Here is a 13,118-nt window from a genome sequence, read left to right on the forward strand (position 1 = left end):
TGAATCCTGAATCCTGCTTTATATTATTTCCCGCCAGCCGAATCCTTCATGCTGAGTTGCAACCCCCACCCATGCAGGCTCACAATTCAAGACCCCGCACAAGGCACTGACCGCTAACGCATGCGTATTGTTCTGCGCGCTCAGATGCGCCGCAATCAGATGCTGCAAACGAGTTGTATCCAGCTTGGCCAATAGCGCTGCGGCCTCGGCATTGCTCAGATGACCGAAACGCCCCGCCACGCGCTGTTTTAAGCTGTAAGGATAACTGCCGTTCATCAGCATATCGCTGTCGTGATTGCATTCGAGCACCAGCGCATCGCAACCGCTCAGCATCTGCTCGATATAGGGCGTGCTGCAACCGGCATCGGTCAACACACCCAGCTGTTTAGCGCCGCCTGACAACCGATATTGCACCGGTTCTGCCGCATCGTGCGGGACAGGATAGGGTTGAATTGCCAGATCGCCGATGGAGAAACACTGATGCACATCGATTTCGTGCAGCTCCTCGACCTTTTCAAATGCCTTGGGCTGCGCCCGGTGCGTGCCTCGCGTCAGCCAGACAGGAATGCGGTATTGACGCGCCAGACGTGCCACACCGCCAATATGATCCCCATGTTCATGCGTCACAATGATGCCGTTCAATTGAGAAGGGGTCACCTCAAGACGCGCAAGACGCGCGACCGTATCTTTCAGACCGAAGCCGCAATCGAGCAGTACATGCGTCTGCCCGCGCTTCACCAGCAAGGCGTTACCTTCGCTACCGCTCCCTAAAGAAGCAAATTTCATCTGATTTCCTCAAAAAAAAAGCTCACCGGCAAAGGCGAGCTTTTTTACTTACGCTGCAATCCGTTTATTGATTGATATTCTTGAAAATTGCATCGAGACGCGACTGACTCGCCTCCGAGCTGACACCGTTTTGATCGGTGACCGCGACTTCGCATGTCGCACCCGCATCCTTAACGGTGACGCGATAACGCAGACTCGTGTCTTCTTCATCCCGCCAGAACTGCAGCTTATCCAGCCAGCCTTTTTCCACCTTGACGGTGCGCAGGAAATAAACGCCTTTTTCGCGATCCTTGTCCTCGATGACGTAACCGGCACGTTCAATCGCAAGCCCCACCCGGCGCCAGCTCTTGTCAAACGCATCGCTGATAACGATGACGCTGCTACCATCGAAGACCTGCAGCAGGGTGGCAGCGCCCGTAGACACAGCAGCGCCTTCGGTCGCGGCAACGGCTTGCGCAGGCGTACCGCCGAAACGCACCATCAGACGCTGCAACAGCTCCGCTTCCATCTCAGGATCGTTAGGGCGGGTTTGCCACTTCGAAGAACTCTTGTCCGCATCCAGCACTTCGACCTTGCCGCGATGCGTGATGTAAATTTCGGTAGCCTCCCCTGCGCGCTCCAGACGGATGCGATACTGATCGCGCTCGCCTGACGAATACAGACCATCAAAAACCTTGCCGATGATATTGCGCAGACCATCCTGCGGAATCTTGGCGCGATTTTCCGCCCAGTCCGTTTCGATGATACCGGCTGCCTGATCCTCGGTCTGAATGTTCAGCCCCGTCTCACGCAAGAAAGCTTTGACGACCGGCCAGACATTTTCAGGCTGGTCGGATACTTTCAACCAGCGCTGTGCGCCGTTGCGCTCCAGACTAACGCCCTTTACTACCGGCAGCACCGTGCTGCGCGCGACTGGCGCCGCTTCATTGTTATATGCCGAGTAAGTCGCAACCGACTCATTACCTGCCACCTTGTAACGGTCATCCACTTCAGGAGTGGTCAGGTCCGGCGGCACTTCTAGGGTCGGCACTTGCACTGCGGCCGCGCCATAATCGATGCGCTTGTTGCCCAAACCCATCGCACCGCATCCCGCCAGCGAGACCAGCGCAACACTACAAATTCCAATATGCAAAGCTTTCATATTTATTCCCGAAGATTAATTTGTAAGTACGCCAGCGTCACGCATGGCTTGTTCAACAACATGATGTACGCCCGCCGACAAAGGTGTCAGCGGCAGACGCAGGGTGTTTTTCATGCGACCCATGCGCGCGACCGCCCATTTTACCGGGATAGGATTGGCCTCGACGAACAGGTTGCGGTGCAATCCCAGCAAGCGGAAATTGATTTCCCGCGCCCGCGCCACATCGCCGTCCAGTGCGGCCATGCACATCTCGTGCATCAGCTTAGGCGCGACATTGGCTGTGACGGAAATCGTGCCGTGTGCACCCAGCAACATCAGCGCCAGCGTACTGGCATCGTCGCCGCTGTAGATGGCGAAATCTTTCGGGGCACGCGCCAGCAAATCGCTGCCGCGCTCAATATTGCCTGTCGCGTCCTTGATGCCGACGATATTCGGTATCTGAGCCAGACGCAGCACCGTGTCGTTGTTCATGTCCGCCACCGTGCGCCCCGGCACGTTGTACAGGATATGCGGCATGTCCACTGCCTCGGCAATCGCCTTGAAGTGCAGGTACAGGCCTTCCTGAGTCGGCTTATTGTAATAAGGCACCACGGACAGCGATGCGTCCGCACCGGCGCGCTGCGAATATTGAGCAAGTTCAATGGCTTCGCGTGTCGAATTGGCCCCGGTTCCGGCAATGACCGGAACACGCTTAGCGGCATGCTTCACCGCTTCTGAAATCAGCAACTCGTGTTCAGTCAGATCAACGGTCGGCGATTCGCCGGTCGTACCCACCACCACGATTGCATCCGTACCCTGCTCGATATGAAAATCGATCAATCCGCGAAACGCCGGCAAATCCAGACTACCGTCTTCGTGCATAGGCGTGACGATTGCAACAATACTTCCCTTGATCATTCTGACTCTCGTTTTCGTGACAAGCAAAGGTGGCATTCTAACCTAACGGGCACGGCAAATATACCGCCGCCACTATGATTTCGATCTGATTGGCACCGCACGCAAACACGCCTTGCGCGACAAACACCGGACGGCTGTGGAATAATGCGCTACTGTTGAATTTCTAAGCTCTTCATGTCTGCCACCACACTTGCCACGATGCATACAGGCGACATCGCCACCATCACCGCCATTCACGCCGAAGAAGCGTTGCATCAGCGGCTGTTGGCACTCGGCTTTCGTTCCGGCCGCACGATAGAATTAATCCGCAAAGCCAGCTTCGGCGGGCCGCTGCAGGTGCGCATCGGCACGACAGACATCGTACTGCGCCGTCTGGAAGCGGCCAAAATCAGGATCTGCAAATCATGAAACGCATCGCGTTACTGGGCATGCCCAATACCGGCAAGTCGACCCTCTTCAACCGCATGACGGGCGGCGCGGCACGCGTTGGAAACTGGCCCGGCATCACGGTCGAACTGCTTAGCGGCAAAATTCTGCTGGGCGCGGATATGGTCGAAATCATCGATCTACCCGGTATCTACGATTTGCACGGCTTTTCTGACGACGAACAGGTCGTGCGGCATTTCCTGCATGACAATGTGCCGGATCTGGCGCTGGTGATACTGAACGCGACACAGATCGAACGCCAGATGAGCCTGCTGCTGCAGCTCAAGCAGCTCAACATGAACATCGTCGTGCTGCTCAATATGTCGGATGAAGCGAAGCAATACGGCATCACCATCGACAGCCGCAAGATGTCCGAGCTGCTGCAAATACCGGTTTTCCAGCTGAGCGGAAAATACGGCACGGGCTATCAGGAAGCACTGCAGGCTGTGACCCGTGCGCTGCGCTACCCGACCCCCGGCATGGCCGAAAACGTGCGCACCCAGCTCGAACAGGACGAACACATCGAAGCTGAGATGGTGCGGATACTAAAAAGCGCGGTGCAAATCCCCGCCCGCCTGCCTGAAAATCTCACCGAAAAACTGGATCGGGTGATGCTGCATCCGGTACTGGGGCTGCCGATTTTCTTCGGCATCATGTATCTGTTGTTTCAAGGCATCTTCTTTTTCGGCCAGCCGCTGCAAATCGGCATCGGCCAGCTGCTGACCTGGCTGCGCGAGACGGCGCTGGTGCCCGCGGTGGCCAGCCTGCCGCCGGCCCTGCAAGGCTTGCTGCTGGACGGCATCTACAACGGCATCGCAACGGTCGCGGCTTTCGTCCCGGTCATCGTCTTGTTCTTCCTGCTGATGGCAATCGTCGAGGATAGCGGCTATTTGTCGCGCGCCGCCTTTCTGATGGATGCGCTGATGGCCAAAATGGGGCTGGACGGGCGCGGTTTCGTGATGCTGCTGATGGGTTTCGGCTGCAACGTGCCGGCGCTAATGGGAACTCGCGTGATGCGCTCGCGCGCCATGCGCCTTTTGACCATGCTGATCATCCCGTTCTCACTGTGCTCTGCGCGCTTGCAGGTATTCGTATTCATCACCGCGGCGCTGTTCAGCACACACGCAGCCCCGCTCGTGCTGTTCAGCCTGTATCTGTTCAGTTTCGCCGCCGCCATACTGACCGCCCTGCTGTTCAAACAGCAATTTTCCAACAGCGAACCCTTTGTACTGGAGTTGCCGCCCTACCGCTTCCCCACCTTGCGCCAGATGGTATTGCGCGGCTATCTGGAAGTCACCCACTTCCTGCGTCGCGCCAGCACCTTCATCATCGCAGGCGTGGTGCTAGTCTGGCTGCTCACTCATATCCCCTTCTCGGCACAGCCTGCGAGTCCAGAAACTGTGTCGGGCATGATAGGCAGCGTATTGCAGCCGTTTTTCGCACCGATCGGCATCAACGAACAGCTCACGATCGCGCTGCTGTTTGGCTTCGTCGCCAAGGAAATCGTCATCGGCTCGCTGGCGGTCATCTACGGACTGACAGGCCAGGGGCTAAGCGGCGCACTGGCCGCCCAACTCGACTGGGTGCAAGCCTATAGCTTCATGCTGTTTACGCTGATCTACACGCCCTGCCTGTCCACGATCGCCACACTCAAAAGTGAATCGAAGAGCCGCCGCTTTACCCTGCTCGCGCTGGTCTGGTCGCTAGCCCTTGCGTGGCTGGTCAGCTTTATTTTTTATCAGGGCGCACGCGCGCTAGGTTACTAAATTATTTGGCGGGTACAGATGACACCGGTGAAATTGGGCTGGCGTTGCCGTCCAGTATCTGAAAGAAAACCTCATCGCTCTTGATCATGCCAAGCTCGCTGCGCGCACGCTCTTCGATCGCCTCGGTGCCCTGTTTCAGATCGCGCACCTCCGCGTCCAGCAAGCCATTACGTATCTGGATCTTTTGATTAATCTGCTGTTCTGCCGCAACCTGACGATGCAAATCCTGCACCCTCAGCCAGCCGCCCCGGCCCAGCCAAAGCGGATATTGCAAAAGCAACAACAAAACAATCAATATCAGTGTGATTATTTTCATATATGCAGGATGAGTCTTTCGACTTGCTCAAACCGGTCAATACCACACAAAAAAAACGCCCCCGGCCTGAACCTGGGGCGCCTATTTATCCTGAACCCGGATTTCCTTAGTTCAGCTGATAAAAAGCATCGAGACCGGGATAGGAAGCAACTTCACCCAAATCTTCTTCGATGCGCAGCAGTTGATTGTATTTCGCCATACGATCCGAACGGGAAGCAGAACCTGTCTTGATCTGCAGCGCATTGGTTGCAACTGCGATGTCAGCAATCGTGCTGTCTTCCGTCTCGCCTGAACGATGGGAAATCACAGCGGTGTAACCTGCGCGCTTCGCCATTTCAATCGCAGCAAAGGTCTCAGTCAGCGTACCGATCTGGTTGACCTTAATCAGGATGGAGTTAGCGATACCGCGGCGAATCCCCTCGCGCAAAATCTTGGTGTTGGTAACAAAGACGTCGTCGCCGACGATCTGGATGGTTTTACCCAGACGATCGGTCATCAGCTTCCAGCCGTCCCAGTCGTTTTCAGCCATGCCGTCTTCGATACTGATGATAGGGTACTTGTCGACCCAGCTCGCGTACAGATCAATCATTTGTGCCGAGGTCAGTACCAGACCATCCGCCTTCAGATGATACATACCGTCCTTGTAGAACTCGGAAGAAGCCGGATCCATACCGATCGCGATATCCGCACCCGGCACATAGCCTGCCGCTTCAATCGCTTCGACGATCACCTTCAGTGCGCCTTCATTCGAACCCAGAGACGGTGCAAAACCGCCTTCATCGCCGACCGTTGTTGGCAGACCGCGTTTGTGCAATACCGCTTTCAAGGCGTGGAATACTTCGGTGCCGTAACGCAACGCTTCGTGGAAACTCGGTGCGCCGACCGGAATAATCATGAATTCCTGCATGTCTGCGCCGCCGACCGCATGCGCGCCACCGTTGATGACATTCATCATCGGCACAGGCAACTGCATCTTGGCCGAACCGCCCAGATAACGGTACAAAGGCAGACCGGATTCTTCGGCTGCCGCACGGGCGACCGCCATCGATACCGCCAGAATCGCATTCGCGCCCAGACGCGACTTGTTTTCAGTGCCGTCGAGGTCGATCATGGTCTGATCGATATAGGCTTGTTCCATCGCTTCGAGTCCGATGATCGCTTCGGCGATTTCGGTGTTGACATACTCTACCGCCTTCAACACGCCACGACCCAGATAACGGCCTTTGTTGCCATCGCGCAATTCCATCGCTTCGCGCTCACCGGTAGAGGCACCGGACGGCACCGCTGCGCGGCCCATCACACCGGATTCAAGCAAAACATCCGCTTCGACAGTCGGGTTGCCGCGCGAATCCAGAATTTCACGGGCGATCACATCAACAATTGCACTCATTTTTTATCCTCAAAAATTCAAAACATTAATAATTTCAAATAAACCACCGCGCTGATACGCGCAATAGATTTTTATACGTTTTTCAAATCGACCGTTTCTTCAATCAGCCCCTGCTGCTTAACGGTCTGATCGAGCACCATCAGCGTCTTCAACAGCGCCTTCAGATGACCCAACGGGAAAGCGTTAGGGCCGTCCGACAACGCCTTGGACGGCGTCGGATGCGTCTCCATAAACAGACCCGAAATTCCGGCTGCCACTGCGGCACGGGCCAACACCGGCACGAATTCGCGCTGACCGCCCGACACCGTACCCTGACCGCCCGGCAACTGCACCGAATGGGTGGCATCGAAGACCACCGGGCAACGCGTGTTGCGCATCACAGCCAGCGAGCGCATATCGGACACCAGATTGTTGTAACCGAATGACGCACCGCGCTCGCACACCATGATGTTGTCGGCACCGCTCACATCGCGCGCCTTCTCGACCACATTCTGCATGTCCCACGGAGACAGAAACTGCCCCTTCTTGATATTCACAGGTTTTCCGCAACGTGCGACCGCATGAATAAAATCCGTCTGACGACACAAAAATGCCGGCGTCTGCAGCACGTCCACCACGGAGGCCACCGCACCGATTTCTTCGATGCTATGCACATCGGTCAGCACGTTGACACCCAATTGCGACTTCACATCGGAGAGTATCTTTAAGCCCGCATCCAGACCAAAACCGCGAAACGATTTACCCGAACTGCGATTGGCCTTGTCGTATGAAGACTTGTAAATGAACGGCAAGTTCAATTCGCGGCAAATTTCCTGCAACGCACCCGCCGTATCGATCGCCATTTGCGCCGACTCGATCACGCAAGGACCTGCGATCAGGAACAACGGCTGATCAAGTCCCGCTTCAAAATTGCATAACTTCATGCCGACGCCCCTTGCGTAGCCTGACGTTGCAAGGCTGCGGTGACAAAGGCACTGAACAGCGGATGTCCTGCGCGCGGGGTGGAAGTAAACTCGGGATGGAACTGCACGCCGACGAACCAAGGGTGCATAGATTGCGGCAACTCCATGATTTCAGGTAAATTTTCTGTCGGCGTACGCGCGGAGATAATCAAACCGGTCTTTTCGAGCTCAGGCACGTAATGATTGTTTACTTCGTAGCGGTGACGATGGCGCTCGTTGACTTCATCGCCATAGATGCGCTGTGCCAGCGTGCCGGCACTGACCGGACAGCGCTGCGAACCCAGACGCATCGTGCCGCCCAGATCGGAGTCGTTGCTGCGCGTCTCGACGCGGCCTTCGCGGTCGCGCCATTCGGTGATCAACGCCACCACCGGATGTTCCGTTTCAGGATTAAGCTCGGTGCTGTTCGCATCCGTCATGCCGGACACATGACGCGCATATTCGATCACGGCCAGCTGCATGCCTAAACAGATGCCGAGGTAGGGTACCTTGTTTTCACGCGCATAACGAATCGCGGCAATCTTGCCTTCCGTACCGCGCGCGCCAAAGCCGCCGGGCACCAGGATTGCATCGAAATGCGCCAGCGCGTCGGTGCCCGTTGTCTCCAGCACTTCAGAATCGATGTATTCGATATTGACGCGCGTTTCGGTATGGATGCCCGCATGGCGCAACGCTTCGATCAAGGACTTGTAGGACTCGGTCAGCTCGACATATTTGCCGACCATGCCGATGGTAATTTCATGCTGCGGATTTTCCAGCGAATGGACGAGGCGCGCCCACACCGACAAATCGGCAGGCGGCAATTCCAGCTTCAGTTCTTCGCAGACGATGCGGTCCAAACCCTGATCGTTCAGCATTTGCGGAATCATGTAGATGCTCTTGGCATCCCACATCGAAATAACCGCCTCTTCGCGCACGTTGGCGAACAAGGATATTTTGGCGCGTTCATCGTCCGGAATAGGACGGTCGGCACGGCACAGGAGCGCGGTCGGGAAAATACCGATCTCACGCAACTTCTGCACACTGTGCTGGGTCGGCTTCGTTTTCAATTCGCCTGCGGTCGCGATATATGGCACCAGCGTCAGATGCACATAAGCGACTTTGTTGCGCCCCATGCGCAGCCCCATCTGGCGCGCAGCTTCCAGGAACGGCAGCGATTCAATGTCGCCCACCGTGCCGCCGATTTCAACGATCGCCACATCGACGACGCCGTCAGGATACGCTGCCGCGCCGCGTTCGACGAAGGCCTGAATTTCATTGGTGATATGCGGGATGACCTGCACCGTCTTGCCCAGATACTCGCCGCGGCGCTCCTTGCGGATCACACTCTCGTAGATCTGGCCTGTGGTGAAGTTGTTGGCTTTGCGCATCTTGGCGGAAATAAACCGCTCGTAATGCCCCAAATCCAGATCGGTTTCCGCGCCGTCTTCGGTGACAAACACCTCGCCGTGCTGGAACGGACTCATCGTCCCCGGATCGACGTTGATGTAGGGGTCGAGCTTGAGCATCGTGACTTTTAAGCCACGGGATTCGAGAATTGCCGCAAGGGAAGCTGCGGCGATACCCTTCCCTAAGGAAGAGACAACGCCACCGGTGATAAATATATACTTGGTCATGCGGGTGCCCGGAAAAATGCTTTTGGTAAGGGGCGATGATACCGTAAAACCCCCGCCCTTCAAAATCCAATCAGCGCAAAATCACCCGAAAACTTTAATTTTTTCACTTCTTACAGTGAACTCGCGCGTAACGATTGACAGACAACACTAAAAAAAACTACATTGCTCCATTATTTCAGTCACGCACTCAGGAGTCCTCATGTCCGACATTCAGTCTGTAATGCACGAAAACCGTGTCTTTACCCCCTCAGCAGATTTCGTCAAACAGGCCAATGTTTCCGGCATGGAGGCCTATCAGGCGCTATGCGCCGAAGCATCAAAGGACTATACGGGCTTTTGGGGACGTCTGGCGCGTGAAACGCTGCAATGGAAAAAACCGTTTACCAAGACGCTAGACGACAGCAATGCGCCCTTCTATAAGTGGTTTGAGGACGGCGAACTGAACGTGTCCTACAACTGTCTGGATGCGCATCTGGCTGCCAGCGCCGACAAGACCGCAATCATCTTCGAAGCAGATGACGGCGTTGTGACAAAAATCAATTACCGCGACCTGCATGCACGCGTGTGCCAGTTCGCCAACGGCTTAAAATCGCGCGGCATCAAAAAGGGCGATCGCGTCGTCATCTATATGCCGATGAGCATTGAAGCCGTGGTCGCGATGCAAGGCTGTGCGCGCATCGGCGCCATTCACTCCGTCGTATTCGGCGGTTTCTCGTCCAAAAGTCTGCACGAACGCATCACCGATGCCAAAGCCTCTGCCGTCATTACCGCCGATGCACAAATGCGCGGCGGCCGCACCATGCCGCTTAAACCCGCCGTCGATGAAGCCCTGACGCTGGGCGGATGCGAATCGGTACACACCGTCATCGTCTACCAGCGCGCAGCCTGCGATACCGCATGGGATGCGTCCAACAACATCTGGTGGCACGATCTGGTCGCCGGACAAGAAAGCGTTTGCGAGCCTGAATGGGTCGGCGCAGAACATCCGCTGTTCATTCTTTACACCTCAGGATCAACCGGCTCCCCGAAAGGCGTGCAGCATTCAAGCGCCGGTTATTTGCTGGGCGCGATGATCTCGATGCAATGGGTGTTCGACTATAAGGCTTCCGATATTTTCTGGTGTACCGCCGATGTGGGCTGGATCACCGGCCACAGTTATGTCGCCTACGGCCCGTTGGCGATGGGCGGCACGCAAGTCATTTTCGAAGGCGTCCCCACTTACCCGGATGCAGGGCGTTTCTGGAAAATGATTCAGGATCACAAAGTCACGACCTTCTACACCGCACCGACGGCGATCCGTTCGCTGATCAAACTGGGCGGCGAGCTGCCAAAACAATACGATCTGTCCAGCCTGCGCCTGTTAGGCTCTGTGGGTGAGCCGATCAATCCCGAAGCCTGGATGTGGTATTACAACACCGTAGGCGGCGCACGCTGCCCTATCGTGGACACCTGGTGGCAGACTGAAACCGGCTGTCACATGATCGCCCCGCTGCCGGGTGCAATGCCGATCAAGCCGGGCACCTGTACCCTGCCGCTGCCGGGCATTATGGCGACCATCGTCAACGAAGCGGGCGACGAAGTGTTCGATCAGCACGGCGGATTTCTGGTCATCAAAAAACCGTTCCCGTCGCAAATCCGCACCATCTGGGGCGACCCTGAACGTTACAAAAAGGGCTATTTCCCGGAAGAAATGCACGGCGCGTATCTGGCCGGCGACTCTGCACACCGCGATGAAGACGGCTATTTCTGGATCATGGGCCGTATCGACGACGTACTGAATGTCTCAGGCCACCGTCTGGGCACTATGGAGATCGAATCTGCGCTGGCCTCCAACCCGCTGGTTGCGGAAGCGGCCATCGTCGGACGCCCGCATGAAATCAAGGGTGAAGCGGTCGTCGCTTTCGTCGTTTTAAAAGGCGCACGCCCCGAGACACCGGAAAAAGCACGCGAAATCGCCGAGATACTGCGCAACTGGGTTGCCAAGGAAATCGGCCCGATCGCCAAGCCTGACGAAATCCGCTTCGGTGAGAATCTGCCCAAGACGCGCTCGGGCAAGATCATGCGTCGCCTGCTGCGCGCCATCGCTAAGGGCGAAGAAATCACGCAAGACGTATCGACGCTGGAAAACCCGGCTATTCTCGATCAACTTAAGAATGCCGTCAGATAGGTTTCGGCGCAGCCTCGAATCAGCCATATCGATTCGAGGCGAAGTCAAAACCCGGCAACTCTCGATCAACTTAAGAACGCCGTCAGATAGGTTTCGGCGCAGTCTCGAATCGCTGAATCGAGCCTAAGTCAAAACCCGGCGATTTTGGAGCAGCTTAAAAACGCCGTCAGATAGGCAATCGCCATTTGCTGATTGACGCCCGCTATTGCGGGCGTTTTTTTGATTGACCATACGCCGACAACTCGGCTACCCTTGCGGGCTTTTTCTCTATCCGGTACTTAATCCCCTTGTTCAAACTGTTTTTTTCGCTGCTGCTAACCGCCTGCGCACTGAGCGCACAGGCAGAAGATCAGATCACCCCGCCCCGGATCATCCTCCCTTGCGCGCGCAATATCGAACTGATACTGAGCGATGCGCCTGAGTACGGCGATCTGTGGCAGCGACTGCGCGAGGGCTTTACGATGCGGCAAATCAGCGATCCGCTCGTTACGCATCACGAACAATGGTATGCAAAACGCCCGGCCTATATCGCCCGAATGATGACCCGGGCCAACCGTTATCTGTATTACATCACCTCCGAAGTCGAGCGTCGCGGCATGCCCGCTGAAATCGCCTTGCTGCCAATGATAGAAAGCGCCTTTAACCCGGGCGCCTATTCGACCAGCAATGCCTCCGGCATCTGGCAATTCATCCCGTCCACCGGAAAAAATTTCGGCATGCGGCAAAACTGGTGGTATGACGGCCGGCGCGACATCATAGGCGCGACCAACGGTGCGCTCGATTATCTGGAAAAACTGCACACCATGTTCGGCGACTGGGAATTGGCACTCGCGGCCTATAACTGGGGGGAAGGTTCGGTACATCGCGCCCAGATGCGCAATCGAAAACTCGGCCTGCCGGTCGATTACGCAAGCTTAAAACTACCGAATGAAACACGCAATTACCTGCCGAAACTGATCGCGATCAAAAATATCGTCGCCAACCCGTCAAAGTTTGGCCTGAGCCTGTCCGACATCCCAAACAAACCCTACTTCATGTCGGTCGCCACGTCGAAACACATGGACGTTAAACTGGCAGCGCAACTGGCGGATATCAGCCGCGAAGAGTTTATTGCGCTCAATCCCGCACACAACCGCCCGGTCCTCTTGCAAAACAGCAACGATTATATTTTGCTGCCGACAGACAGCGTCCTGACTTATAAAAACAATCTGGAAAACTATGACAAACCGCTGGTGAGCTGGCAGGCCTATCGCGCCAAAAAGGGTGAGCGGCTCGACCATCTGGCGCCGCGTTTTGGCCTGACGCTGGAGCGCCTCAAATCCGTCAACGGCTTATCTGCCCGCGACAATCTAAGCGACGGGGAAACGCTGCTGGTGCCGCTTAACGGGGAGGTTGCAGAAAACGAAGGGGAGTTTGAAGCTTTCAACATGCACTTGCACCCCACTGCAAAAATCGACCGCGATGGCGCCTCGATCAAATACAACGCACACAGCGACGAACCGCTGGACAAGCTGGCCTCCCGCTACCATGTCAGCGTTGCAAGCTTAAAAAACTGGCAGAGCAAGCCCAAGGGGCGCGCTAAATCTGCACGCGTCTCGCACACGGCACATAAACCGGCACATAAACCTGTGCGCCGTAAACACCATTAATT

The 13,118-nt window shown here is 56.0% G+C and carries 11 protein-coding genes; 4 read left to right on the forward strand and 7 right to left on the reverse strand.

Annotated features, from left to right (window positions below; genetic code table 11):
- Positions 1–18 precede the first annotated feature (18 nt).
- The 3 genes from GALF_RS10945 to dapA all read right to left on the reverse strand — a co-directional run bounded on the left by GALF_RS10945 (position 19) and on the right by dapA (position 2,824).
- A complete protein-coding gene (locus GALF_RS10945) occupies positions 19–786 on the reverse strand; it encodes an MBL fold metallo-hydrolase (protein ID WP_013294127.1) in 768 nt (255 codons plus the stop codon).
- Between the two features lie 64 nt (positions 787–850).
- Entirely contained in the window at positions 851–1,927 is a 1,077-nt protein-coding gene (bamC, locus tag GALF_RS10950) for an outer membrane protein assembly factor BamC (RefSeq protein WP_013294128.1), read from the reverse strand.
- Between the two features lie 15 nt (positions 1,928–1,942).
- Complete coding sequence (gene dapA / locus GALF_RS10955) at positions 1,943–2,824, reverse strand: 4-hydroxy-tetrahydrodipicolinate synthase (protein ID WP_013294129.1); 882 nt, start codon at positions 2,822–2,824, stop codon at positions 1,943–1,945.
- 174 nt (positions 2,825–2,998) lie between these two features.
- Here dapA and GALF_RS10960 point away from each other — a divergent pair, with 174 nt between their 5' ends.
- Both GALF_RS10960 and feoB read left to right on the forward strand, forming a co-directional pair.
- Positions 2,999–3,232, forward strand: a complete 234-nt coding sequence (locus GALF_RS10960) for a FeoA family protein (RefSeq protein WP_013294130.1) — start codon at positions 2,999–3,001, stop codon at positions 3,230–3,232.
- Complete coding sequence (gene feoB, locus GALF_RS10965; protein ID WP_013294131.1) at positions 3,229–5,016, forward strand: ferrous iron transport protein B; 1,788 nt, start codon at positions 3,229–3,231, stop codon at positions 5,014–5,016. Before GALF_RS10960 ends, feoB begins: the two co-directional genes overlap by 4 nt.
- Before the next feature lies 1 nt (position 5,017).
- On the opposite strand, the gene ftsB is transcribed toward feoB, so the two are convergent.
- The 4 genes from ftsB to GALF_RS10985 all read right to left on the reverse strand — a co-directional run bounded on the left by ftsB (position 5,018) and on the right by GALF_RS10985 (position 9,300).
- Positions 5,018–5,332, reverse strand: coding sequence for a cell division protein FtsB (gene ftsB / locus GALF_RS10970; protein ID WP_013294132.1), 315 nt, complete (start codon positions 5,330–5,332; stop codon positions 5,018–5,020).
- Positions 5,333–5,438: 106 nt separating this feature from the next.
- Positions 5,439–6,722 carry a phosphopyruvate hydratase gene (eno, locus tag GALF_RS10975; RefSeq protein ID WP_013294133.1) on the reverse strand — a complete coding sequence of 428 codons (1,284 nt, stop codon included), beginning with the start codon at positions 6,720–6,722 and terminating at the stop codon, positions 5,439–5,441.
- A 71-nt stretch (positions 6,723–6,793) separates the two neighbouring features.
- Positions 6,794–7,645: a 3-deoxy-8-phosphooctulonate synthase gene (kdsA, locus tag GALF_RS10980; RefSeq protein ID WP_013294134.1), complete on the reverse strand. Its 852-nt coding sequence runs from the start codon at positions 7,643–7,645 to the stop codon at positions 6,794–6,796.
- Positions 7,642–9,300, reverse strand: a complete 1,659-nt coding sequence (locus tag GALF_RS10985) for a CTP synthase (RefSeq protein ID WP_013294135.1) — start codon at positions 9,298–9,300, stop codon at positions 7,642–7,644. The genes kdsA and GALF_RS10985 overlap by 4 nt, the downstream gene beginning before the upstream one ends.
- A gap of 199 nt (positions 9,301–9,499) precedes the next feature.
- Between GALF_RS10985 and acs the strand changes: the two genes are divergently transcribed.
- Positions 9,500–11,467, forward strand: a complete 1,968-nt coding sequence (acs, locus tag GALF_RS10990) for an acetate--CoA ligase (protein WP_013294136.1) — start codon at positions 9,500–9,502, stop codon at positions 11,465–11,467.
- Between the two features lie 287 nt (positions 11,468–11,754).
- Positions 11,755–13,116: a transglycosylase SLT domain-containing protein gene (locus tag GALF_RS10995; RefSeq protein WP_013294137.1), complete on the forward strand. Its 1,362-nt coding sequence runs from the start codon at positions 11,755–11,757 to the stop codon at positions 13,114–13,116.
- The last annotated feature ends 2 nt before the right edge of the window (positions 13,117–13,118 follow it).

Source organism: Gallionella capsiferriformans ES-2 (assembly GCF_000145255.1).
In the GTDB taxonomy this organism is placed as follows: domain Bacteria; phylum Pseudomonadota; class Gammaproteobacteria; order Burkholderiales; family Gallionellaceae; genus Gallionella; species Gallionella capsiferriformans.